Source organism: Sinorhizobium arboris LMG 14919 (assembly GCF_000427465.1).
Taxonomy (GTDB): Bacteria; Pseudomonadota; Alphaproteobacteria; order Rhizobiales; family Rhizobiaceae; genus Sinorhizobium; species Sinorhizobium arboris.
Genome location: NZ_ATYB01000008.1, coordinates 508,862 through 532,930 on the forward strand (window position 1 = coordinate 508,862; position 24,069 = coordinate 532,930).

Genomic DNA, 24,069 nt, shown 5'->3' on the forward strand with positions numbered 1-24,069 from the left:
GGGGTTTTGCCGGCTATTTATACTTCAAAAATTGAAGCAATATTCAGACAAACTGCAAATCTTTCGCTAGCGCAGCATTTTTTCCGGTGACATTTCCGATCAGCGTCAACTGTCGCGCGAGGCAGTCGTCCAGCCGGAACCTTTGCTCGACCGTTCTGCGTGAGGCTGCGCGCAGCCCCCGAAAGTCGCCCGGACGCTTCAATACGTCGAGAATCGCCTCGGCGAGCGCTTCGGTTTCAAAGAACGGGACAAGAAGGCCGTTACGGCCCGAGCGGATGATTTCCCGAACGGGTGCAGTATCCGATCCGATGACAAGAGCGCCGCAGGCCATTGCCTCCAGCACCGACCAGGAAAGCACGAATGGATATGTGAGGTAGAGATGCGCCGCGGAGATCTGAAAGAGCTGGCGCAGCACGGAATGCGGCACGACGCCCGGAAAAATGAGTCTCTCGCGCGGAACGTCCAGAGACGCAAGCAGATGGTCTTTCCACGATCCTCCGCCGGGGGGCGGCGCCCCGTAACTCACACCGTCGCCTCCGACGAATACGAAGAGTGCATCCGGGTGCCGCCGGATGACCTTCGCTGCAGCCTCCAACGCCTGGGGAAACCCCCGATAGGGCTCGAGGTCGCGTGCGACGAAAGTGATAACCGGATCCCCGGCTTTGAGTACGCGCCCGTCCGGCAGCTTCAACGAAGCCGCAGGGTCGGGGCGAAGGCGGCGGCTGTCGACCCCCTCATGACAAACGGCGATACGCTGCTGCACATCTGTCGGATAAAGGCCCTTCTGCCAATTGGTCGGACTGATGCCGCCGTCCATCGCCTCGAGCGACAGGAGCTGCGCGATGTTGCGGAGACGTAAGCGTTTGCGCGTCTCCAAATCGGGGCGATCATCCGGCGCAAAGCCGACATCCGCCCCTTCCGGCCGATAGAAGAACTCGCAATAGCCGAGTGCCGGCACGTGCGGCAGGACATCTTTCACGAACATCATGCTGCCCCAGCCAATATGACCGAGAACGACGTCGGGCGCTTGACCAAGACGCGCCATGGCCTCGAAGGTCTCCGCAACTCTGTGGCCGATCCGCACATGATGGTCGGGAACGCCAAGATGGCGTGCAACGTGCGGATTCGGCTGCGGACCGGGTTCCGCCCGATGCCGGACGACCCGCACGGAAGCTATGCGCTGATCAACGGACTCCGTTACGAGGGTTACCTCGTTCCCCGCCTCAGCCAGATGCCTTGCCAGGGCTGCGAACTGGCCGAACCCACGGCGGTGTACGAATGCTACATGCATGCTCATAAGCCAATTGCCAAGGAGAGGTCGGAGCACTTTCAAGAAAAGCGCGTGACGGTCTTCCGTTCGAAAGTGCTTGCTTTCAAAAGGTTGGAGGAAGCGCGCCCGGCTGGACGCGCCCGGGACAATCAGATGCCGAATCGGGCGGCATTACCCCAAACGAGTTCGAGACGATGCAAGGTCTGGAACGCTGTCTCCAGATTTCGCCGGTCCTGTTCGCCATGACTGAGGGCACGTTCATAGCCTTTCGCCGCTTCACGCAGACCGACGCAGAGCCGCCTGCCTTTTTCCGACAGCCTGATGCGGGCCGACCGCTTGTCGCGCTGTGAGGCGATCCGGTCGATATAGTCGCCGTCGGCAAGCTGTTTGAGATAATAGGAGATGTTCGATCCCACATAATGACCGCGGTCCAGAAGCTCCCCCACGGAAAGCTCGGCATCGCCGATGGCCAGAAGAACCATCGCCTGCGCCGGACCAATGTCGTCGACGCCGAGCTTGGTCAGCTCCGTGCGCAACAGGCCGGAAAACCGCCGGCTTGCGCGCTCCATGACCCGGGCCAGCTCGAAATAGGTGACGAGCGAACCTTCTCCGTCCTGATCGCCTTCAGGGGTATCGAGGCCTTTCCGCAGCGTTTCATTCGCGGGAAGGACTGCAACAGTGTTTCCAAAGTCTGCAAACGGATAGAGTATCCTCTGGTTCATCCCTCTCTCCATTGGGAACGTACTTCCAATTCCGGAAATTTACTTCAAAACTCGAAGTAAATTCATGACACCCCTGCCCCGAAAATTGCTCTCGCTCTTGAGCACGCGATCTTTATTGTGTCACACTTATCGCAACAATACTGTGATTTGAGTGAATTTGGACGAGATTGCCCCATGAGACCCGCGAATGCGCTATCCGGAAGAACGCCACATGCGTGATACTGTTCGAAATCAGTTGATTAGCAAGGCCTCCACCCGGCCGGCACCGTCCCAAAACGGTACGATCGCCCCGAAGCTGCTCGTCCTGCGGGCGCGGCGGGTGTTCGTCGTGACGCTTCTTTATGCAGCTCTGCTCAGCGCCTGCATCAACCTCCTGCAGCTCACCATGCCGCTGTATATGATGCAGGTGCATGACAGAGTGTTGAACAGCCAGAGCATGGACACGCTCGTCATGCTGACGATTCTCGCTCTCGGAGCGCTGGTCGTCCTGGGTGTGCTCGACTACATCCGCGCCCTCACTTTCCAGGCCATGGGCAGCGCCGTCGTCCGCTGGCTGAACCTGCCGGTTCTGACCGCCGCCGTCCAGGCGTCGGCCGATCAGGGACTTGCGCGGGCGACGCAGTCGCTGCGCGACCTCACCGAGCTACGCGGCTTCCTCACTTCGTCGGCGGTTAGCGCCCCCCTCGATGCAGCCTGGTCGCCCATTTTTCTCGGCGTTCTTTTTCTCCTGCATCCCCTCTTCGGATTGATCGGTGCGGTTTCCGTCGTCGTGCTCGTCTGCTGCGGGCTTCTCAACGACCTGCTGACGCGCCAGCTCATGAAAGAGGCAAGCCAGGCTAATATTGAGGCAGTCTCGAAAATAGGTGCGACATTACGTCACGCCGAGGCAATCGAAGCGATGGGAATGCTGCCGGCGCTCTCGCAAAAGTGGCGCTCAGCTCAGTTGCACGCGCTAAGCGTGCTGGAGGCCAGCGGAATCAGAAGCCGGGCGATGGCGTCGATCACCCGATCGCTGCGCTTTGCCATCCAGGTGGCGTCGCTGGGAACCGGCGCCCTCCTCGTAATGAGACAGGAAATCTCACCGGGCGCGATGATGGCCACGACCATTCTGGTCGGCCGCCTTCTGCTGCCGTTCGATTCCGTCATCGAGAACTGGCGGCAATGGGTGCTGGCTATTGCAAGCTGGCGCCGGGTCGAAGCGGCGCTGAAGGAGGATCTCGCGGTTCGTCAGACCATGCCGACGCCGCGCTCCGAAGGGGATCTGGTGATCGACAAGCTCGTCTACGCGGCACCCGGCATAGACGTACCCATCATCAAGGGCGTCAGTTTCTCACTCTCGCCCGGCGAAGTGCTGGGTATTGTCGGCCCATCCGCCGCGGGAAAATCCACGCTGGCGCGGCTTCTGGTCGGCATTCTGAAGCCCACTGCCGGCGGCGTCTTCCTGGACGGCAACAACGTGTATCTCTGGGAGCGCAGCTCCTTTGGCCAGGTGGCGGGCTACCTGCCGCAGTCGGTTTCTCTCCTCGAAGGGACCATCCGCGAGAATATCGCCCGTATGGCCGAAAGCGACCCGTATAAGGTGCTCGAGGCTGCGCGACTGGCCGAAGTCCACGACATGATCGGGCGGCTGCCGCTCGGTTATGACACGCCGGTCGGCGAAGGACAGCTGACCCTTTCCGGCGGGCAACGGCAGCGCATTGCCCTCGCGCGCTGCCTTTATGGCCGTCCGCGCCTGATCGTCCTCGATGAACCCAATGCCAATCTCGATGCCATCGGCGAGCGTGCACTTATCCGCGCGATCGATGCGGCGCGCGACGACGGGGCGATTGTCGTCCTGATCGCGCACCGGCCCGCCATCATGCAGGTGGCCGATAAACTGCTCGTGCTCGAAGGCGGGCGCGTAAACCAGTTCGGCCCGCGAACGGATGTAGTGGCGTCGATGATGCCTGGCGAAACACGACGCGAAGGTACTGCCTCATGAAAAACGAAACGATCCTGCCGGCTCGCCTCGATCTCAAGGCGCCCGTCAAGACTGAAAGCCCGGAGCAACGCCTGCCGATGACCGCGCCGGCACGCGTGCCTGCGGCAATGACGGAGCCAGACCTCCTGGAGGACAACACGCGTTCGCCGATCCGGCGTCTCGTCGTGGCCGGACTGACAACGATCCTGGTCGCATTCGGCGGCTTCTTCGGCTGGGCCTTTTCGACGGAGCTCAGCAGTGCCTCGGTCACCAGCGGTACGATCGTCGTCGATTCCAAGCGCAAGACGGTCAGTCACTTCGAAGGCGGCGTGCTCAGCCGCATCCTGGTTCAGGAGGGAGACCACGTCGCACCCGGCCAGCCGCTGATGAAGCTCGAGGACACCCGTGCCCGCTCCGACCTGCAGGCGCTGCAGAGTCGCCGTCTTGGCCTGATTGCAAAACTGGCCCGGCTGCGGGCCGAACGAGCCGGCATGCAGTCGGTCGCCTTTCCGGCCGATCTTTTCTCTGCGGGCGATGCGGCCGCGGATGCGGTAACGGCCGAAACCGCATTTTTCGAGAAGCGGAGCGAGGCCAAGAATGGGCGGATCGCAATCCAGCGCAAGACCATCGAGGAACATTCGGAAAGGGCCAAATCGCTCGTGGCCCAACTTCGGGCGACCGACCGGCAGATCGAGTTGATGAACGAGCAGCGGACGGCTATAGCGACCCTCGTCGACAAGGCCTTCGCTCAGCGCTCGAAGCTCATCGAAATCGACGCGCGCCTCAGCGAACTCGCCGCGACCCGTGGCGAACTCGCCGGCGACAAGGCCCAGGCGGAAAAAGCAATGGCCGGCGCCGAGCTTGCGCTCACTGGGATCGAATCAGACTTCCAGTCGGAGATCGCCGGAGAGATCACCACGGCGCGCCTCGAGCTCGCGGAAGTCGAGCAGCGGATTACCTCCGCCGAGGACGTGCTGCGCCGCCTCGAGATCCGAGCGCCCCAGGCAGGCATCGTCGCCAATATTCAACTGCGCACGCCAGGCAGCGCCGTCACCCCCGGGCAGCCGCTCCTCGACATCGTTCCGGAAGACGAACCGCTGCTCGTGGAGATGCATGTCAGCACGCGCGACATCGACAGCATAGCGATCGGCTCAAGCACACAGATACGCCTGACGGCCTACAGCCAGCGCTCGCATCTGCCTTTGAACGGCAAGGTCACCTATATCGCGGCCGACCAATCCGTGGATGAGAAGTCGAACGTCGCCTATTTCGTCGCGCGGGCGGAGGTCGAGCCAGAATCGCTTGCCGCCAATCCGGACATCCGGCTCTATCCCGGCATGCCCGCCGAGGTGTTGATCGTGCACAAACCACGTTCGGCGATCGATTACCTTGTTTCTCCCGTCTCGGACAGTTTCAACCGCGCGTTTCGAGAAGATTGACGGAAGGATGGAGGATGTCGCCACCGTTTCAAATTTACTTTAAATTTTGAATCTCTTTGCTGGCAATTCTATAAGAATTACTCCTAAAATTATACTGTACCAATATTGGCACATGTCGGACGATATGTCTTCGACACTGCGATTACATCAGCATATCGTCGATTTATTTTATAAAACCGTGTTGCGTTCGTAATTATTGCAGTGCACACTCCGGCACGCAAATCCTCGGCTCCGCGCCGATGATGCATGCATCAAACGACGAAGAGGAGTAGCAGATGGCCACTTTGGAAGGCGGCGCATACGACGACGCCCTGTTTGGCTCCCGCTTTGACGATTTCATCCGCGCCCACGGGGGTGATGATTTCGTCAACGGAGGCAATGGGAACGACACTATCTTCGGTGACGAAGGTGATGATTTGCTGTTCGGCGGCAACGGAAACGACACCGTGTTCGGCGGCGAAGGCACCGATGTGCTCCATGGCGAAAACGGTGACGACATCCTGGTCGGCGGATCGGGTGACGACCTCATCTATGGCGACAACGGCAACGACATTCTCCTTGGGGGCGCAGGCAGCGACTTCCTCCTCGGAGGCAGAGGCAATGACGTGCTCTTCGGCGGTGCCGGCAACGACATCATCGACGGCGGCTCCGGTTCCGACCTTCTTGTCGGCGGTCAGGGCAGCGACATTTTCGTGTTCGACGGCGGCGGCGGCAACGACGTCATCCTCGACTTCACTCCCGGCGAGGACGTCCTTCAGATATCCAAGGGCATCAATGGCCTCGACATCACCGCACCCGAGGATCTCGCTTCGCGCATCACCCAGGTCGGCGGCAATGTCGTCATCGACCTCGGCCACGGCGACACGCTGACGCTGGTCAATGCCGACGCCGAGGACATACAGGCGCACCCCGAAAACTACTTCACCGTTCACTGATAGGCTGACGCGGGATGCGGGTAGAACACCGCAGACGGCTTTCCTCATCCCGCCCCTGACTTCAAACGGTGCGCCCTGCCTCCTCCCGCGGGGCGCGCCTTTCCAATAGCAGAGGAGTGGCGTGTGACGTTTGACGACCGTATGCGGGGCGCCAGCGGTTTTTTCGAGGACGCCAGGGCTTTTCGGCTCGGCTCCGAAGTAGCCGTCTTGATCTGGAACGTTCGCGCCAGGCCGCCTGCCGCCGCCAAACACACCCTTGTCATGCCCGAGCAACCGGTCCCGCTCGTCAGCACGATCCTGCCGCTCGCCGACGGCGGCCAGCGTGTGCTTTGGGCCATGCGGCCGGAAGGCGAGCGCCGCCGCGGACAGATTTCCATCGACCGCGACTGTGTTCAGACGGTCGTCCTGCCCCCCGTCGGCGAACTTCCGCCGCTCGATGTGGAGGCGCTGTTTGCCGAACTCGCGCCGGAGGGCTGCGTCAAGTTCCTGAACAATCTTCTCACCGCCTGGCGGAGCGCTTTCCGCCTGTCCCGCGACCCGCTCTTCATCTGTCTGGTCGAGGACGCACTTCACGCGCTGACGTCGCGGCCGCGACCCGCCAAAATCGTATGTCCGATCACACAGGGCCAATACCTGGTCGAGACCGCGATAAGCCCTGATTTCGGTGAGATCAGCGCCGTCTATGCCCTTGGGACCGACGCCATCCTGCCGATGGCGTCGCAAGCAGTGATCGGCGCCCAGAGGGACAAGCTTCGTCCCTGCCACTTCGTCGTCGAGTCTCCCAAATACCCTCAGTCCTTCGTGCTCGTCGGAAAGAGGGGCATCGCGCTACGCGATCTCTCTTCCGTCAAACCCCAGTACCCCAACCTCCAGACCTGGTGGGCAGAACGGGGCGCAACGCCGGGACTGCACGAGTTCGTCGTTCGCTGGCTCTCGACTACGCCGGAGGGCGGGCTTGCGACCGCCGTTGACCTCCAGCTTCGGACCCCGCTCCCCCCTAGACGGATCGGCAGGTCCGCAATGCATCCTTCGGCGGAGGTGGATCTCGCATTGGCGGTTTCTGGCGGCCTGCTTGCTGGCGGCTGGTCCCATGATCCGACAGGCACTCTCGCCGGCATCGACTACCTGAAAGAAGACGGTACGGCCGTACCGCTCGACTGCAACTGGTACGAATTTCCCGCATGGGCACGCGGGGAGGACGACAACGCGCGGGCCGACGTGACCGGCTTCGTGGCCTGGCTGCCGTCGAATGACGCGCCCGGTGCCCTGCTCCAGCCGCGTTTCCAGATGCGGCTCGCCTCCGGCACCGCGAGACCGCTCGTGCCGAAGCCGCAACCGTTCGAGGCTTCCGCACAGCGCAACTGCATCCTGCGGGCAGTCCCCCCGCAGCACGCAGTCGACCAGGCCTTCCGGACGATCCTTGCCCCCGCGCTGCAGGACGTCGAGCAGCGGCTGGGCAAGGCCACCAAGGTCGACTACACCAAGGACTACGACCTGCCCGAAAGGGCGCCCCTGGTCTCGATCGTCGTACCGCTTTACCGCGTTCTCGATTTCCTCCGGTTCCAGCTCTCCGGCATGGCAACCGACCGCTGGCTCGCGAACAATGCGGAGATCATCTATGTCCTGGATTCACCGGAGATTCAGGACGAGACCGAGCATCTGCTTGGCGGTCTGCATCTCCTCCACGGACTGCCGATGAAGCTCGTGGTGATGAACCGCAACGGCGGCTATGCGCGGGCCTGCAATGCCGGCGCGCGCTTCGCACGTGGCTCGGTCATCGTCATGCTGAACTCCGACGTGGTCCCATCGGCACCAGGTTGGCTGCAGAGGCTGGCGCTGCCGCTGATCGAACAGAAGCGGCTCGGAGCCATCGGTCCGAAGCTGATCTTCGAGGACGGATCGCTCCAGCACGCGGGACTGTATTTCGCACGCGACCAGCGCGGCATATGGCTCAACCACCATTTCCACAAGGGCATGCCTGGGGACTATGCGCCGGCTCAGCTTGCACGCAGCGTTCCCGGCATCACCGGTGCGTGCCTGGTCACGCGGCGGGACACCTACGAGCTCGTGGACGGATATACGGAGGATTATGTGATCGGCGACTACGAGGACAGCGACTTGTGCCTGAAGATCCGCCGGTGCGGCTATGACATCGTCTACGAGCCGTCGGCGTGTCTCTATCATTTCGAGCGCCGCTCGATCCGCCGCAGCGAAGATTATATGCGCGGAGTCGCCAGCCAGTACAACTCGTGGCTGCACACCGAACGCTGGAATGACGACATTGGCGAGCTGATGAAGGCCGATCTCGGCGATCCGGACCACCTGACGGCTACCTTCGGGATCGGTACGGCAGCGAGGACCGCCGCATGAGCGAGACCGCACTGCGCCAGGAAAACACTGCACCCACGGAACTGCCCCCTCGCGACGAGCGCGTGGAAACCCTGCTGGGGAGCATTCTTCGAAACCGCTTTCTCCCCGAGCCCAATCCCGACAGCGTCTTCGTCGGCGACGGCGATTTCAGGGCGGTGGGCGTTGAATTTCTGGGCCATTTCGTCCGGCTGGGGGGGCTGCGTCCGGAAAGCCGCGTTCTCGACATCGGCTCCGGCATCGGCCGAATGGCTGTCCCGCTCACGCAGTATCTGGATTTCGAGAAGGGGCGCTACAGCGGAATAGACCCTGTGGAGGGCGGCATCGCCTGGTGCCGCCGCTTCATCACTCCGGCCTATCCGAATTTCACATTCCAGCGCGTCGATATTGCCCATGAACTCTATAATCCGAGCGGCAAGATCAGCGGCAACGCATTGAAACTGCCCTATGCCGACGGTCATTTCGACTTCGTGGTCATGACGTCGATCGTGACGCATCTGCCGCCGGACGAAGTCCTGGTCTATCTGCGAGAGGTGGGAAGGCTTCTGAAGCCGGGCGGCCGCCTCTTCATGACCGCTTTCGTCGTCGACCGCGTCGCGGCGGCGAACGAGAACGGCCGGCGCGACGCACGCCTTGGATTTTCGCGCGACGGCGACGGGCCGTGCTGGTACGTCCCCGACCTGCCGCGTCTCGCCGCCGTCGGTTTCGACGACGGCTTTCTCGACGCCGCACTCGACCGGGCCGGTCTCACAACAAGCCTGAAGGCGCTCGGCGCCTGGCGCGGAAAGGAAGCGGAGCACTATCAGGACATCTTCGTCGCCGAACGTCGGGGAGGCGGTGCGTGAGCATGCGCGTTCTGGTTGCAGCTCATAACCATCCGGCTCTCCACCCCGGAGGTACGGAGATCTTCGCCCACGACCTGTTCGCAGCCTATAAGCGCGCCGGCTGCGAAGCGCTTTTCCTCGGCGCGACAAACCAGATCCACCGCCAAGCGCGGCCGGGCACCAGCTTTCAGGGTGTCGGTCCCGCAGGAGACGAGTTGCTGTTGTGGTCCGGGCACTTCGACCGCTTCTTCATGAGCCAGATCGATCTCTACGGCATCGTGCCGGATCTCGCGGAGCTGTTGCGCGACTTCAGGCCCGACGTCGTCCATATCCATCACCTGCTTCTGCTCGGCGCGGAGTTTCCGCATATCGTTCGCCGTACTCTGCCGCACTGCCGGATCGTCATGACGCTGCACGACTATTATCCGATCTGTCACCACGACGGGCTGATGGTGAGGACGAGCGGCAAGGAACTTTGCCATATGGCAAGCCCCGACAGGTGCCATGCCTGCTTCAAGGACATAGCGCTCGACCGGTTCGCATTGCGCGAACGCCACCTGAAGGCCCTCCTGAGCGACGTGGACCGGTTCGTGTCGCCAAGCCGATTCCTCAAGCAGCGCTTCGTCGAATGGGGGCTGGCGGAAGACGCAATCAGCGTCATCCCCAACGGGCTGCCGCCTCGCAACCCACCGGCCGCAGCCCGAGGGCCCGGCTCGGATCGTCCGATCTTCGGCTACTTCGGCAATCTCAACCCCTGGAAAGGCGTCCCCGTATTGCTGGAGGCGGCGCGACAGCTCATTGCCGAGGGGCTGACCTTCGAACTGCGCGTCCACGGCGGAGCGCCCTTCCAGAGCGAGAGCTTCGTGGACGAGATCACGCGCCTTTTCCGGGAAACGGCGCCGACCGTGCAGCAGCGCGGCGCCTACCGGCGCGAAGACGTGGCGGATCTCGTGGCTGCGGTGGACTGCACAATTGTACCTTCGATCTGGTGGGAAAATGCCCCGCTTGTCATCCAGGAAGCGCAGGCCCTCGGGCGGCCGGTCATAGCCAGCAACATAGGGGGCATGGCCGAGGCGATCGAGGATGGCGTGAACGGCCTCACCGTTGCGCCCAACGACCCGCGGGCGCTGGCCGCTGCCATGCGCCGTCTCGCGGAAGACGGAGGTCTGGCGCGCCGGCTTTCCGCAAACGCTCGGGCGCCCGAGAGCATCGACACCACCGCCCGACGCTACCTCGAGTTGATCGAAGCGATCAAGCCGTCACGTATCGAAGCGGCATAAAGGGGGAATCGATGGCTGCTGTTGCCGAGAAATCAAATGCCGCATCTGAGCAGGACAATACGAAGCCGATGAGCGGCCGGGTCGACGCAATCGACCAGGGGCGAATCTTCGGCTGGGCGTTCGATCCGGCAGCACCCGACAAGCGTCTCACCATCCGCGTGTACCTTGACGGCAGCGTCATTGCCGAGGCGGCCGCCGACCGCAATCGCCCCGATCTCAAGCGCAACGGCATCGGCGACGGCAGCCATGCCTTTGAAATCGCGCTTCCCGACGCGGCAGCCTCGCGCGCCGCCGATCTGACGGTAACGGCCCTGGACGGGCGCGGCACGGAGCAGAAACTGCGCGTTCCGCGGCCGGACGAGCAGGCAGCCGAAGCCCTCATCGCCGCACCGCTCGCCAAAGTTCTCGATAAGCTCGACGTCCTCATGGCGGCACAGCGCCAATTGCAGGTCTCACAGCGATCTCTCCAGCGCACGCATACCGACGACGGGAGCGAAGGCGGGACCGTGGGACCTGCGGCCGCCGCCGAAATCGGGCAGCGCCTCAATGACCTCGATGTTCATTTGATGCGGCTCGATGGCGTGGTTGCAGCGATGGAGAAGAATCTCGGCGCCTTGCAGAAACGGTCGAACGGGGAGCTGAAACCGCTGCTGCTCCTGCTTTTCGTTCTCGTGGGCTTTGCCGCCGGCGCCGCCCTCTCGCTTTTCGCCGGTGCATAAGAGGACGATCATGAGTGGCGCGGACCAGGTGCTTCCTGCAATATCGCAAACGGCGACCAGGATCATGCGGGGCGGGAGAGTTGTCGCCTGCCCGATCGACGATACGCTGTTGCTCGTCATCGGCGCGAGCGGGCCCGTCGCCGGACAGCTGCCGGCGGAGGTCAACGACGACCCCGCATCCGAGACGAGTGCCTCCGTGACCGGTTGGCGCCTGGCCTCACCGTCGTCGTCGGCCACGCATGGTTTTGCGGCGCTGCTGCAGACCGATGACGCCGATCGTCCGCTCACCACCTTCCGCCTGGGGCAGGAGGGCAGTCCCAAACGCTACATTTTCGCCCCGCGAGCGCTTGCGCTTCGCGAGGCCGCGACAATCCTCGCGGAGCTTGCCGGCGGCCGACTGGCCGACGTCCTGGATTCCCTCGTGGATGCACTGATGCAACTGCCCACCGGCCGACAAAGGCTTGCGGCAATCCTCGCCCTGATACAGGCCCGAAAGAGCGGGGACGGCTTCATCGAATTCGCCGGCGAAACCCACGAGGGCGCAATCTTCCTTAGAGGTTGGGCCCGCGCCGCCGAGCCCGGCAACGCTCGCGTGATCGTATCCGGCGAAAGTCCGGTCATTGCCGACTGCGGCATCGCGACCTTTTCCCGGCAGGACATTCCGCCAGGCAGTACGGGTTTCATAGGTCTGCTGGCGACCAACGGTCCCCTCCGCGCGCGCGACGTCGAGGGGCTCGTCTACCGGGGGCGCGGGGGCTGGCGATACACGCCGGTTCATGAGCACCGGCTGGTCGCCGGTCCCACGGAGACGCCCGGACATATCCGCTCCGTCCTGCTTCAGACACACAGTTCGCCCGCCGTTCTGCTCCGGTTGCGTTCGGCTGCCAACAGCTTCGAGGGGCGCGAAACGATCTCCGCCCTTCCCGTTCCGGTGCGGCTGGGAGTAGACAACATCTTTCAGGCAAACAGCGGCGCTTTCCTGATCTCCGGCTGGCTCCTCGACCCCGATGGGCATGTCCAGAGCGTCCGATTGCGCCATGGACGGACCGAGGTCCGGCTTGACGATCGCTGGACGCGGCTCGAGCGCTCAGATGTGACGGATGCCTTTACCGAAGAGCCGCTGTTCAAAAGCATGCTCGACCGGGACACCCATCCGCACGGCTTCATCGTATTTGCCAGTGGGCTGGGGTCGGATGGCATGGCCCCGCTGCACCTCGAATTGACGCTCAAGGATTCCCGCCGGGCCTTCCTGCCGCTGACACCCGCAAGACTTCCGCCGCGTCTGGCGGCTCTGCGCCAGATCAAATCGATCGATCCGGAAAATTGGGGGCTGACGGAGATCGTCGATCGTCAGATCGTACCGTTCCTGAGCGCGTCGGAATACCCCTCGCCCGGCGTCGGGGCTACCCTCGACGCGGGTGCGTTCGCCGACGCGTCGGATCCGCCGATCATCGTCGCCGTCGGACAGGCCGAAGAAAGGGGCCTTGCTCCCTTCCTCGGCCTTCTGGCTCTCGACCCGGAAACGCGGCGCGCGCCGATCGCGCTCGTGCTGCATTCCGAGTGCTTTCGGCGCCAGGCCGGCCGTATCCGGCAACTCGCGCAGTTCTATCGACTGCCGCTCAGGCTGATGTCGGCGGAAACGGACGATGTCCATGACCTTCTGGAGGCGGGCATTCGGGCGCTTGCGAGCGAAACGGTCGTTCTGCTTGCCGGCTCTTTGTTGCCCCGCAGCAGCGGCTGGTACGGCAAACTCCTTGCCGCCTACGAGGAGAAGGGCGGGGTGGTTTCTCCCACCCTCGCCTACGAGGACCATTCCGTCCGATGGGCCGGCTCCTGGGCGGACCCGCAGTCCGAATATTCGCTTACTGGCCGTTATGCCGGCTATCCGTTAAGCGCCGTGACGGGTCTCAAGCTCACCCGAATCGCGGCGGCCTCCTTCGAATGCTGCATCATGCGGCGCGAGGCGTTCCTTCTCGCCGGAGGTTTCTCGGGGACTTATCTCGGATCACGGCAGAAGGGACAGGATCTCGGCTTGAGACTCAGCCGGGCGGGGATCGAATCCTGGTGGCTGCCCTCGGTGCAGATGCTGGGCTCCGACGAGACATCCGCGCCTGACGGCGCCTCCGCGGCTCCCCTCATCGAGCGGATCGACGAAAGACTGTTTTCGGCCCGGTGGGCTCCCCAACCTGAGAGCGAAGGCAATCGCATAGTGGAGGCTTGCCCATGAGCGAGCGGCTTCGGGTTCTCGTCGTCTCGCATGGACATCCGGCGATGTCTCTCGGCGGGGCGGAGATAGCGTCCCATAGCCTGCACAAGGGCCTGAACACCCTGCCAGGGGTCGAGTCGATCTATCTCGCGCGTGTCGCCCATCCGGTCCCGCGCCACGGCGCGTCAGCACTGATGAGCATGCGTCTTGCCGTGGACGAAGTGCTCTTCCATGCCGATGACTACGACCATTTTTTCCTCTCCAACGGCGATACGGAGGCGATCCGCCGCGACCTCCTGCGTTTCGTCGGCGATCTGTCGCCTCATGTCATTCACTTTCATCACCTGATCGGCATGGGGATGGAGGCGCTGTATGCCCTCAGGGAAGCGCTGCCGGAGGCGGTCATCGTCGTCACCTTTCACGAATATCTGTCGCTTTGCCACAACCACGGGCAAATGGTGAAGCGACAGTCCGCTCAGCTCTGCAACGGTTCTTCACCTATCAGTTGCCATGGCTGCTTTCCCGAAATCCCGGTCTCCCGCTTCCTGAGGCGCGAGGAGTTCCTGCGCGGCATGCTCGGCCTTGCCGATGCCTTCATCTCTCCGAGCATGTTCCTCGCCACGCGTTATGTCGAATGGGGAATCGATGCGGACAAGCTTTCGGTGATCGACAACGGCATCGTCATGGACAAAGCCGCGCCGGTGCGCGAACTGCCGGTGCCATCCGCCCGACGGAACCGCTTCGCCTATTTCGGGCAGATGACGCCCTTCAAGGGCATCGACGTTCTGGTGGACGCGGTTTCGCGCGTGCCGGAAAAGATATGGGGCGAAGATTCCTGCCTGATGATCTTCGGCGGCAATCTCGAGCGCCAGCCGGCCGAATTCCAGGAGCGCCTAAGAAAGCTCATCGACGACGCCGGGCGTCGTGTGCGCTTCTATGGCGCCTACCAGAATGCCGATTTGCCACGGCTGATGCGCTCGGCCGATTGGGTGGTCCTGCCTTCCATCTGGTGGGAAAACTCGCCCGTCGTCATACAGGAAGCCCTGCACCACCGCAGGCCGATCATCTGTTCCGACATCGGCGGCATGGCCGAAAAGGTCCAGGACGGACGGGACGGGCTCCATTTCCGCGCCGGTAGCGCGCAGGACCTTGCCGACAGGCTGGCCGAAGTACTGGACAGACCCGAGACATGGGACCAGCTGCACGCAACGCTGCGGCCCGCGACCAGCCATATCGAATCCGCCTGCGCGCATGCCGAGCTCTATCGTCGGGTGTTGGCGGACAAGCGGCGCTCAATAGGTGCAGGTCAATATGAAGCGGCGGCACAGGCCCTGGTCTAGACGGTTGCGGCTCCACTGAACTGATAGCTGCTCGGGAATTCACATGATCGTTTACACCGACGAAAACCTCGAGGTCATACATCGCCGCGGATCGTCGCCCTATCTTCTCGTCACCTTCAACGAAATGGAGATGCAGGCGAACGGCAGCCGCTTTTGGGGACAGCGGTTCTGCGAGAAAGCGGACGTCGCTGCCCTCGGCTTCATCAGTCGCCGGCCGAACTGGTTTCCGGCGGCGAGCGTGGTTGCCGCGGTAGATGCCGCCGCGCCGATTCTTGCCGCAGCGCCGGAACGCATCCTTTATGGCCATTCTCAGGGTGGTTATGCGGCACTGCGTTATCGTCGCCGTTTCGGCGCAAATGTCGCCATTGCTTTTTGCCCGCAGATTTCGATCGATCCGAAGGGCGCTCCGTTCGACAACCGCTTCGTCCGCTACTTCGCTCCCGACCTTCACAAAAACATGGCAATCGCCCCGGACCAGGCGGCCGGGCGCGCCTACCTCTTCTACGACCCCTTCCATGCCGTCGATCGCCGGCACGCGGAGCGGATCGCGGCGGTACAGAGCGAGACGCATCTCATTCCGGTTCATATGACCGGTCACGGCACCGTTCGGGCCTTCACCGGAACGGCCCGCGCGCTTTCGCTCATCGATGCCTGCCGCGCGGACGACGGAGCCGGTCTGCGTGCACTCGCCCGCTCGGCGCGGATCGGCGCTCCCATGCGCCCCTATCAGATCGCTGTTGCGGCAATCGCTCGCCACCCCGCCTGGGCCGACCGGTTTCTTCAACGCTTCGGCCAGGGCTTTTCGCCAGTCGAGCGGGTAAATTTTCTCTACCACCGGGCCAACCGCCATATCCGAGACGGCGCGCTTTCGATTGCACGCGACATGCTTGCCGAGGCCGTGACGCTCCAGCCAGGCAATCACGGCTTCGTCCGCCGACTGGAAGAGCTTGAAGGCCGCATCGCTCGCACGCGCTGCTCGGAGCAGAACGAGGAAATGCGTGCAGGAAATTCCGCCCGCGCTTTTTCGTAGAGTGACGCCTGTCTCGCTTCGTTGCGACATTCTTGGTCGCCAACGAGCAGCCTTCGAAATACGCATCCGTTGCAGCCTGAGCACGATGCGGGCCAACCGGAGCGCACGCTTGAGTGGAGGAGAGGAGAACGATGGCGGGAGAATTGGAATTCATGAGCCGTGAAGTTGTTGCGGGCCGCCTGTCGAGGCGGGATTTTCTCGGGCGTGCGGCAGCCCTCGGCGCCACTCTTGCATCGGCACAGGCGCTGCTCGGCAATGCGGCTCAGGCCAGCGGCCCGGTCAAGGGCGGCATATTGCGCGCCGGACTTGTCGGCGGCGAATCCACGAACAGCCTCGATCCGGCGACCTGGGCGAGCCAGGTGCCCTATACGTTCGGCCGCTGCTGGGGCGAGCAGTTGCTCGAGGTCTCGCCCGCGGGCGAGGTAGAGTATCGGCTGGCGGAATCCTACGAAGCCTCCAAGGACGCGAAGACCTGGGCGTTCACGATCCGCAAGGGGGTGACCTTCCACAACGGCAAGGAGCTCACGCCTGCCGACGTTGTCGCGACTTTCGAACGTCATGCCGACAAGAACTCGAAGTCGGCCGCTTTGCCCTTCGTCCGGGAATTCGAGACGATCAAGGCCGACGGCGACAAGGTGGTCATCACCCTGCACCAGCCAAACGCCGACATGCCGTTTATCGTCAGCGATTATCATCTGATGATCCAGCCGAACGGCGGCAAGGACGATCCTACCGCCGGTATCGGAACAGGGCCCTACAAAGTCGTCGTCAACGAACCCGGCGTGAAGCATGTCGGCGAGCGCCAGGAGGGCTACTGGGGCTCGGCCGAGCGTGGGCATGCCGACCAGATCGAAATCACCGTCGTCAATGACGCAACGGCGCGCACCGCTTCGCTCCAGGCAGGCGGCGTTCACATCATCAACCGCATCGAACCGAAGATCGTCGCGCTCGTAAAACGCATTCCCGGCGTCACGATCCGGAACGTCCCCGGCAAGGGCCATTATGTCCTCATCGCCCATTGCAACGCGGCGCCCTTCGAAAATAACGACCTGCGGCTCGCTTTGAAATACGCCGTGGATCGCGAAGAGATGGTGACGAAGATTCTCGGCGGCTACGGCACGGTCGGCAACGATACGCCGATGATCAAGGGCTATCCGCTCTTCGACGACGATATCGAGCAGCGCGTCTTCAACCCGGACAAAGCGAAGTTCCACTTCAAGAAGTCGGGCCATGACGGTTCGATCCTGCTGCGGACCTCCGACGTCGCCTTCCCCGGCGCGGTCGATGCCGCGCAGCTGTTTCAGGCCAGCGCCGCAAAGTGCGGCATCAATGTCGAGCTCAAGCGTGAGCCCGGCGACGGCTACTGGTCCGACGTCTGGAACAAGCAGCCCTTCAGCATGTCCTACTGGACCGGCCGGCCGACACAGGATCAGGTCTATTCCATCGCCTATCTGTCAAACGCGGAATGGAACGACACCCGCTTCTTCCGAGAGGACTTCGACAAGCTGATCTATGCAGCGCGCGGCGAGCTCGACGAGATGAAGCGGAAGGTTCTCTACCGGGAAGCCGCAATGATCCTGCGCGACGAGGGCGGCGTGATCGCACCCATGTTCAACAACTATATCGATGCCACCAGCGACAGGGTCGGGGGCTGGGTCGACGATCCGAATGGAGAACTCATGGGCGGACACGCGCTGACGAAGTGCTGGCTCACCGCCTGAACATGATCCCTGAAGCAGCCGGCGGCCCCGCGGCCGTCGGCTCACATCACAGCGTGCAGGCTCAGCCGCGGCGCCGGTGCAGCGAAAGCAATCCGTCTTCAACGAGGCGAGCCTCGACGTCGCTGTAATGCGACAGCATGACATGCGGCATCTCGGCCGCCGCGGCATGAGCCCCGGTGATGATGGCGACCTCGGCGCCCGCGGATTTGCCCGCGAGAATGCCCGCAGGCGCGTCTTCGAAGACGAGGCAATCCTCAGCGCGTACCCCGAGCCTCTCGGCCGCGAGCAGATAGCCCTGCGGATCGGGCTTCCCGGCCGAGACGTCCTCGCCGGTCACCAAGAGACGCGGCACCGGAATTCCAGCCGCCTCGAGCCGCCGCTCGGCGAGTTCGAGCGGCGCAGACGTAACGATCGCCCACTTCTCCGGCGGCAAGGTCTTCAGGAAGGTCACGGCGCCGGGAATTTCAACAATCCCTCGACATCGGCAATCTCCGCCTCGGCAAGAATGCGCGCCTCCTGTTCGGGATCGACCGGCAGGCCCAGCGCCCGGATCGTATCCACGGCTCGCACACCGTGGACGACCTTCATGAGCGCCACCGGATCTATTCCGTTGCGGAGTGCCCAGGATCCCCAGACCCTTTCAACGACTGCCATCGAGTTGAGTAGAGTGCCGTCCATGTCGAAAAGGAGGGCGGCGAAGTTCTTCGTGAAGATTGCGGAAGAGGACGTGTCCAAACCGGGTCCCTTGGATTTCGAGTTCACATGCAGTGCAGCTCGGCACAACTATCGCCTGAAGCGGCATCGCACAATGCTATCCATATCCATCCGTGACCAGAAAATCGATCGGCCCCCCCGCCATATCGTCGTCGAAGACGGCGCAGGAGAGCATGCCGCCGAAAACAGCGCCGGAATCGACATTGGTCCTGTTCCCGACCGTGCGCGGATTGCTTCGGCTCGGCGTATGCCCGTGGCAGACGTGCTTGCCCCAATAGCTACCGGAGTAGTTCGGATCGGTACGTATCCAGAGGAGGATATCGTCGCCCTGCTCTTCGAGGGGAATGGTCTCGTCGAGGCCCGCATGGACGAAAATACGGTGCCGATCGACGACGAGCGATGGCAGTTCGGCTATCCAGACCAGGTGGCTCAGGGGAACGGCGCCGCCATAGGAAGCCATCGTCTCCTCGCCCCCGTTCATCAGCCAAAGAGACATTTCCGCATGGCCTTTGCGTGCAGCCAGCAGCATGGCTTCGTGGTTGCCCTTGAGCGTGATCCATTCCCAGCCCGCCCTGCGCGGCCCGGCCATGATCCGCTCCACGACGCCGCGGCTGTCCGGGCCGCGATCGATGAGGTCCCCGAGGAAGATCACCCTGCCGCCGGGGGCGACTGATTCGATGCTGGACAGCAAGGTTTCGAGTTGTGCGAGGCAACCGTGAATGTCACCGACGGCGAAAGTGAAACGCCGGCTATTCATGAATCGCTTCTCCTTCGCTCGTCCAAGACGGCGCGCTCCTTTCGTCGCTGATATGAATCGGCCATCTGAGGCCGCCCGGCGTGTCCGAGAGCTTTATCGCATCTCTCGGGCAATCGGAACCGATATTCGGAAAGCCCGATGCGTAGCAGGAATGGCGGGCTCGGACAGGCAGAGGCCGCAGGGAGAGGCCATGTCGCAATCGCCTGTGAAGGACGCCCTGACTCGCTGAATCTTCCGGCGACGGCAGGAGGCTCCATCTCCTTCACGCGAACCGATATCTGCCCCAGGCCTACCGGTGAGACGAACCCTTGGGAATCGCAGAACTGGTGATCGAAACGGGATCGCTTGCGGGAAACGTATCTTCGAGGCCCTCTTCCAACTGCTCTTCCATGGCGTCACGGTCATGCGCCTGCCGCGCATTCGCAAGTGCTCCCTCGGGGACCGAGGGAGAACGCCTCGTGCCGGTGATGGCAGGAAGCGTTTCATCCGCCGCAATGGCCGCGGCGAGTATCTCCTTTGCCTGGGCAACGGCGTTCAGCCTGGTGAGGCTACCGTCGGCGTTCTGCGGACAGGAGACGGAGACGACCTCCCCGTTGGTGCCGACGAATTCGACGGTGAAGCCCGCCTTGCCGCCGCGCTCGGGATGGACCTGAATTCCGGCTATCTGCATCGGATTCTCCTCTGATGGACGCCCCGCCGACTGCGAATGCGAGATCGGGCGGCAGTCTACCAGACTTGGCGAAGCGCCGACAGCTTGCCGGTGGGAGCGGCATGCCGGAAATCACAGAACGCCCGGTTCCCGTCGCGCTTCCGACTGCCCGCCAGCGCGTGGCCCGGATCCCGCATTCTCGGCCGCGCGGTATCCCGGCGCCGGCTGGTTCTCTTTGCTTGCCGGCCGGGTGCAGGCGGCGAAAGCGTCGAGATCGCGGTTATAGACGCTCGTCTCGACGTCCATCATGCCGAGCACCGTGTGAAACAGGTTGTCGTGCGATTTCGGCTGGTCGACATCCTTGGCGAGACAGCCGGTATCGACGCCCATCGCAGCCTTGTACGGCTTCGAAAACCAGGCGATGAACGGCACCTGCGTCTGCTCCTTCGGAGCGATCACATAGGGCGCACCGTGGAGGTAGATGCCGTTCTCCCCGAGCGATTCGCCGTGATCCGACATGTAGATCATCGCGCCGGCAATGCGCTCCTGGTGCTTTTCGAGAAGCCGCGCAACACTGGCGAGAATATGGTCGGTATAGAGGATGGTATTGTCATATGCGTTGACGATTTCCGCCGTGGAGCACCGCATGAGTTCCGGCGTGCGGCAGTCGGGCGTGAAGCGGCGGAACGCCTCGGGATAGCGCAAGTAGTAAGAGGGGCCATGGCTGCCGAGCTGATGCAGTACGATGACGCTGTTCGACGTTAGCGCCCCAAGCTTCCGGTCGAGATCGCCGAGGAGAATCTCGTCCAGGCACTCGCCGTTGCTGCAAAGGGGACTGTTCTTGCGGCCAGTCAGACTGGCGAAGCTGATGAGATCGGCGATCCCCTTGCTGCCGGTATTGTTGTCCCACCAGTTCACCGAGACACCGGCATGCGTCAGAACATTGACGAGATTTTCGGTCGATCGTGATTTCCAGTCGCTGTACTGGCTGCGCGGATACACCGAAAACATGCAGGGAAGCGAGACGGCGGTTGCCGTGCCGCAACTCGTCGTTCTGCGGTAGTTCACGACCCCGAGCGTCTTCAACTCCGGATTCGTCTCGCGACCGTAACCGTTGAGCGAAAAATTCATGGCGCGCGCCGTCTCGCCGGCGACGACGACAACCACCACCGGCTTCCCGGCGCCGGCTATACGGGCGCCTTGATGCGCATCGGTTCCGAGCGGCTGCACGACGAGATTGCGCTCCCGGTAGGTAGAGAGACCGTAGCGCACGCCTGCGATCAGCGGTCCGGAGGGATTGAACCTTTTCATGAGGTCCGTGTGTTCGCGCAGCGCATAGGCGAGCGTGGCAAAATTTGCATATACGAGACCGGCGCCGGCGACGAGCGATACGGAGACGAAGAGGAAATTGACCGCCGCCTTGGGCAAGAACCGGCGGTGGCGTATTCTGACCCAGGCGATCAGAATAGAAGGAAGCGCCGCGTAGACCAACAGGTGCTGCGCAAGGCTGAACGTCAGCAGATGGCTCGCCTCGGCCTGCGTCGTCACTGCGGCGTTACCGATCATGTCGCGGTCGATGATGACGCCGAACGTGTCGGCGAAATAACCCGCCGTGGCAGACACAAGGATGAGAAAGACCAGCACGGGCTTCATCAGGTATTTGAGCGACAAGCTCGTCAGGATCGCAAACAGGGCCAGATAGAGTGCCGCCGCAAAGGCGATGAGGCTCATCGGGGCCTGATCGAAATAGACGATGGCATGAACCCAGAAAGAGTTGTTGGTCGCCAGCAGCAGATAAAGGGCGACGATCGCGCTCAGGGCTATGCTGCCGATCTCGAGTCGGGGAATTCGCAGGATCTTCAAGCCGCTACCTCCAAAGACGCGCGCCCCTCTCGATAGGCAGGATGCGGCGTTGACTTCATGCTCCCAGAACCGTTTGCGATCCGAGGGAACATGCCCAGTAGCGTCGTCGAGCTGTCGAAAACCTGTCGGGAAGCACCGCAGCCCTGAACGGAGACCCGCCCCTGAATGAGATTTCGCAAGTTGGCACCCGCGGAAAAACGTCCTATGTTCCGCCGTCACCGACGCCAGACGATTCAGGCTGCGATCCGCATGCGTTTACTCCTCGTCGAGGACAGTCCTCGCCTAACCGAACTCATCAGCGAGACCATGCATGACGCGGGTTGGAGGCTCGACGGCGTTTCGACGCTGCGCGATGCGGAAGCGGCCATTGCCGCGCGCGAGCATGATCTTGTGCTGCTCGATCTCGGCCTTCCTGACGGAGACGGCCTGCAACTCTTGCAATGGATCCGGCGTGAGCATGTCGGCCTGCCGGTGCTGGTCATCACGGCCAGGGGTTCGGTCGACGAGCGCATCGCGGGGCTCGACGCCGGCGCCGACGACTATCTCGTCAAACCGTTTCACCACCGCGAACTTCTGTCTCGCTGCCGCGCAATGCTGCGGCGCAATCCGCATGCGATACAGCCGGTCCTGGAGGCCGGATCGCTGCGCTACGATCCGGCAACGGCGGAGCTTGCCTGCGATGGGGCCGTTGTCGCCCTTCCGCCGCGCGAGCGCTCGCTGATCGAGATCCTGATGCGCGAAGTCGGACGCGTCGTGCCGAAACGCCGCCTCGAAACGGCACTTTCGGAATACGGCCAGGAACTGAGCTCGAATGCGCTCGAACTTGCCGTTTCCAGGGTACGCAAGCGCCTGCAGTCCGTGGAAGCCGGCGTGCAGATCGAAACCGTACGCGGCATCGGCTATCTGTTGCGGACGGTCGCATGAAGCGGGCAAACCCGTCGCTCATCGGAATCGTTGCCCGGCGCGTAATCGCGTTCTCGCTGCTGGCCATGATCCTGCAGATCGGCGTCGTCTTCGCCGATTACTGGTTCGACGATGACGAGCTCAGCGTCCTGATGCTGCAGGAGGAGACAGAGACTCTCTCGGCTGCGATCGCGAAGCAGGACGGGGAAGTGACGTTCGAACCCGATCACGGCGTGAGAGAGCGCTATCGGGTACGGGAGGGACCGGGCGCGATCTATATCAGGGTTCGAACCGCTTCCGGGCGGGTGCTCTTTTCCAACTGTTCGAGCGAGTGTTCGGACCATTTCCTTCCGCTGGCCGTCGACGCTCCGAATTTCTGGAAACGGCTGATTGCGCCCGGCAAACCCTTCAGTGTTGCCGGTGGCCAGTCCTTCGAACGTTACGGTGAGACCGTGCTCGTCGAGTTGGCCGTGCTCAAGGACCCCAACGGCTTCATGTACAGCGTTCTACTTCGAGAGATGTTCGATTCCATGATCGTGCCCATGACGCTGATGTTCTGCCTTGTGATCGGAGCCACAATCTGGTCGATCCGCAGCGCCCTCAACCCCGTGGCGGCGGCGGTAAGGGCGGCCGATGCGATCGACCCGCGCGACGGAACGGCGCGCCTGCCTTCGTCGCATATGCCCGAGGAGATCGAGCGCCTGGTCGCCGCCGTCAACCGCCTCCTCGCGCGCGTTGCCGATCTTATCCAGGCACAGAAGGTCTTTTCCTCTTCCATAGCGCACGAGATTCGCACCCCCGTTTCGATCGCCAGGATGGAACTCAGCCGCATCGCCGATCCTCGCGCCCGCAACGCCGAGCGCGATCTCGATGCGCTGACGCACATCCTCGAGCAATTGACCTCACTGGCCCGCGCGGACGCCGTGGACGCTTCCGCCTTTCAGTCCGCCAGTCTTTCGGCGATCGGAGCGGAGGTCGCGCAGATGACTGCACCATTCGTCTTCGACAATGCCAAGACCATCGAATTCATCGACCACGGTACGCCGCCGGTGCGCATGATTGCGCCACTTGTGGAGAACATGCTGCGCAACCTGATCGAGAACGCAGTGAAGCATAATCCCGCCGGTACGCGCATCGTGGTCACCTGCGGGCCAGGCCCCCTGGTGTCGGTGGAGGATGACGGCAGGGGATTGGTAGACCTGCCGGAACACCATGAGGATCTCGGCTATGTCAAGCGCTCGGGCCAGCTTGGACTGGGCCTCAAAATCGTTCACCGGATCGGTGAGCTTCACAAGGCGCGGATCGACATCACTACAGCTTCCGGCCAAGGAACGAAAATCGCGATCGACTTCGCCGCGGCCGGGTAGAGC

18 protein-coding genes and 1 pseudogene are annotated in these 24,069 nt (G+C 62.7%); 13 read left to right on the plus strand and 6 right to left on the minus strand.

Annotation, left to right across the window (positions count from 1 at the left end; genetic code table 11):
• Positions 1-43: 43 nt before the first annotated feature.
• Positions 44-1,297 carry a glycosyltransferase family 4 protein gene (locus SINAR_RS0103080; RefSeq protein ID WP_027997686.1) on the minus strand — a complete coding sequence of 418 codons (1,254 nt, stop codon included), beginning with the start codon at positions 1,295-1,297 and terminating at the stop codon, positions 44-46.
• A gap of 122 nt (positions 1,298-1,419) precedes the next feature.
• The gene (locus SINAR_RS0103085) at positions 1,420-1,992 is read right to left on the minus strand and encodes a MarR family transcriptional regulator (RefSeq protein ID WP_027997687.1); all 573 of its coding nucleotides are present in this window, start codon (positions 1,990-1,992) and stop codon (positions 1,420-1,422) included.
• A gap of 211 nt (positions 1,993-2,203) precedes the next feature.
• Here SINAR_RS0103085 and SINAR_RS0103090 point away from each other — a divergent pair, with 211 nt between their 5' ends.
• The 11 genes from SINAR_RS0103090 (at position 2,204) to SINAR_RS0103140 (ending at position 17,813) form a co-directional block, all read left to right on the plus strand.
• Complete coding sequence (locus SINAR_RS0103090; RefSeq protein WP_027997688.1) at positions 2,204-3,973, plus strand: type I secretion system permease/ATPase; 1,770 nt, start codon at positions 2,204-2,206, stop codon at positions 3,971-3,973.
• On the plus strand, positions 3,970-5,391 hold the full coding sequence (locus SINAR_RS0103095) for an HlyD family type I secretion periplasmic adaptor subunit (RefSeq protein WP_027997689.1): 1,422 nt from the start codon (positions 3,970-3,972) through the stop codon (positions 5,389-5,391). The genes SINAR_RS0103090 and SINAR_RS0103095 overlap by 4 nt, the downstream gene beginning before the upstream one ends.
• 275 nt (positions 5,392-5,666) lie before the next feature.
• Entirely contained in the window at positions 5,667-6,326 is a 660-nt protein-coding gene (locus tag SINAR_RS0103100) for a calcium-binding protein (RefSeq protein ID WP_027997690.1), read from the plus strand.
• Between the two features lie 123 nt (positions 6,327-6,449).
• Positions 6,450-8,696, plus strand: a complete 2,247-nt coding sequence (locus SINAR_RS0103105) for a glycosyltransferase family 2 protein (protein WP_027997691.1) — start codon at positions 6,450-6,452, stop codon at positions 8,694-8,696.
• Complete coding sequence (locus tag SINAR_RS0103110; protein WP_027997692.1) at positions 8,693-9,538, plus strand: class I SAM-dependent methyltransferase; 846 nt, start codon at positions 8,693-8,695, stop codon at positions 9,536-9,538. Before SINAR_RS0103105 ends, SINAR_RS0103110 begins: the two co-directional genes overlap by 4 nt.
• On the plus strand, positions 9,535-10,797 hold the full coding sequence (locus SINAR_RS0103115; RefSeq protein WP_027997693.1) for a glycosyltransferase family 4 protein: 1,263 nt from the start codon (positions 9,535-9,537) through the stop codon (positions 10,795-10,797). Before SINAR_RS0103110 ends, SINAR_RS0103115 begins: the two co-directional genes overlap by 4 nt.
• An 11-nt stretch (positions 10,798-10,808) precedes the next feature.
• Positions 10,809-11,516: a hypothetical protein gene (locus SINAR_RS0103120; RefSeq protein ID WP_027997694.1), complete on the plus strand. Its 708-nt coding sequence runs from the start codon at positions 10,809-10,811 to the stop codon at positions 11,514-11,516.
• Between the two features lie 10 nt (positions 11,517-11,526).
• The gene (locus tag SINAR_RS0103125; protein ID WP_027997695.1) at positions 11,527-13,743 is read left to right on the plus strand and encodes a hypothetical protein; all 2,217 of its coding nucleotides are present in this window, start codon (positions 11,527-11,529) and stop codon (positions 13,741-13,743) included.
• Entirely contained in the window at positions 13,740-15,062 is a 1,323-nt protein-coding gene (locus tag SINAR_RS0103130) for a glycosyltransferase family 4 protein (protein WP_027997696.1), read from the plus strand. The genes SINAR_RS0103125 and SINAR_RS0103130 overlap by 4 nt, the downstream gene beginning before the upstream one ends.
• Positions 15,063-15,105: 43 nt before the next feature.
• Positions 15,106-16,092: an alpha/beta fold hydrolase domain-containing protein gene (locus SINAR_RS0103135; RefSeq protein WP_027997697.1), complete on the plus strand. Its 987-nt coding sequence runs from the start codon at positions 15,106-15,108 to the stop codon at positions 16,090-16,092.
• A 131-nt stretch (positions 16,093-16,223) separates the two neighbouring features.
• Positions 16,224-17,813 carry an ABC transporter substrate-binding protein gene (locus SINAR_RS0103140; RefSeq protein ID WP_027997698.1) on the plus strand — a complete coding sequence of 530 codons (1,590 nt, stop codon included), beginning with the start codon at positions 16,224-16,226 and terminating at the stop codon, positions 17,811-17,813.
• Positions 17,814-17,874: 61 nt separating this feature from the next.
• On the opposite strand, the pseudogene SINAR_RS01000000133010 reads toward SINAR_RS0103140, so the two are convergent.
• The 4 genes and pseudogenes from SINAR_RS01000000133010 to SINAR_RS0103160 all read right to left on the minus strand — a co-directional run bounded on the left by SINAR_RS01000000133010 (position 17,875) and on the right by SINAR_RS0103160 (position 21,796).
• Positions 17,875-18,548: pseudogene (locus SINAR_RS01000000133010) on the minus strand (HAD family hydrolase).
• A gap of 76 nt (positions 18,549-18,624) precedes the next feature.
• Positions 18,625-19,284 (minus strand): metallophosphoesterase family protein, encoded by a 660-nt coding sequence (locus SINAR_RS0103150; protein ID WP_027997699.1) that lies wholly within the window; start codon positions 19,282-19,284, stop codon positions 18,625-18,627.
• A 289-nt stretch (positions 19,285-19,573) separates the two neighbouring features.
• Complete coding sequence (locus tag SINAR_RS0103155) at positions 19,574-19,954, minus strand: hypothetical protein (protein WP_027997700.1); 381 nt, start codon at positions 19,952-19,954, stop codon at positions 19,574-19,576.
• 111 nt (positions 19,955-20,065) lie between these two features.
• Positions 20,066-21,796: a phosphoethanolamine transferase gene (locus SINAR_RS0103160; protein WP_027997701.1), complete on the minus strand. Its 1,731-nt coding sequence runs from the start codon at positions 21,794-21,796 to the stop codon at positions 20,066-20,068.
• A gap of 249 nt (positions 21,797-22,045) precedes the next feature.
• Here SINAR_RS0103160 and SINAR_RS0103165 point away from each other — a divergent pair, with 249 nt between their 5' ends.
• Both SINAR_RS0103165 and SINAR_RS0103170 read left to right on the plus strand, forming a co-directional pair.
• Positions 22,046-22,720 (plus strand): response regulator, encoded by a 675-nt coding sequence (locus SINAR_RS0103165; protein ID WP_027997702.1) that lies wholly within the window; start codon positions 22,046-22,048, stop codon positions 22,718-22,720.
• On the plus strand, positions 22,717-24,066 hold the full coding sequence (locus SINAR_RS0103170; RefSeq protein WP_027997703.1) for a sensor histidine kinase: 1,350 nt from the start codon (positions 22,717-22,719) through the stop codon (positions 24,064-24,066). The genes SINAR_RS0103165 and SINAR_RS0103170 overlap by 4 nt, the downstream gene beginning before the upstream one ends.
• Positions 24,067-24,069 lie beyond the last annotated feature (3 nt).

Coding starts and splice junctions, on each gene's coding strand:
- SINAR_RS0103080 (WP_027997686.1), bottom strand. CDS start 1,297: ATGAGCATGCATGTAGCATTCGTACACCGCCGTGGGTTCGGCCAGTTC.
- SINAR_RS0103170 (WP_027997703.1), top strand. CDS start 22,717: ATGAAGCGGGCAAACCCGTCGCTCATCGGAATCGTTGCCCGGCGCGTA.
- SINAR_RS0103120 (WP_027997694.1), top strand. CDS start 10,809: ATGGCTGCTGTTGCCGAGAAATCAAATGCCGCATCTGAGCAGGACAAT.
- SINAR_RS0103165 (WP_027997702.1), top strand. CDS start 22,046: ATGCGTTTACTCCTCGTCGAGGACAGTCCTCGCCTAACCGAACTCATC.
- SINAR_RS0103095 (WP_027997689.1), top strand. CDS start 3,970: ATGAAAAACGAAACGATCCTGCCGGCTCGCCTCGATCTCAAGGCGCCC.
- SINAR_RS0103110 (WP_027997692.1), top strand. CDS start 8,693: ATGAGCGAGACCGCACTGCGCCAGGAAAACACTGCACCCACGGAACTG.
- SINAR_RS0103135 (WP_027997697.1), top strand. CDS start 15,106: ATGATCGTTTACACCGACGAAAACCTCGAGGTCATACATCGCCGCGGA.
- SINAR_RS0103140 (WP_027997698.1), top strand. CDS start 16,224: ATGGCGGGAGAATTGGAATTCATGAGCCGTGAAGTTGTTGCGGGCCGC.
- SINAR_RS0103155 (WP_027997700.1), bottom strand. CDS start 19,954: ATGCAGATAGCCGGAATTCAGGTCCATCCCGAGCGCGGCGGCAAGGCG.
- SINAR_RS0103100 (WP_027997690.1), top strand. CDS start 5,667: ATGGCCACTTTGGAAGGCGGCGCATACGACGACGCCCTGTTTGGCTCC.
- SINAR_RS0103085 (WP_027997687.1), bottom strand. CDS start 1,992: ATGAACCAGAGGATACTCTATCCGTTTGCAGACTTTGGAAACACTGTT.
- SINAR_RS0103150 (WP_027997699.1), bottom strand. CDS start 19,284: ATGAATAGCCGGCGTTTCACTTTCGCCGTCGGTGACATTCACGGTTGC.
- SINAR_RS0103125 (WP_027997695.1), top strand. CDS start 11,527: ATGAGTGGCGCGGACCAGGTGCTTCCTGCAATATCGCAAACGGCGACC.
- SINAR_RS0103130 (WP_027997696.1), top strand. CDS start 13,740: ATGAGCGAGCGGCTTCGGGTTCTCGTCGTCTCGCATGGACATCCGGCG.
- SINAR_RS0103090 (WP_027997688.1), top strand. CDS start 2,204: ATGCGTGATACTGTTCGAAATCAGTTGATTAGCAAGGCCTCCACCCGG.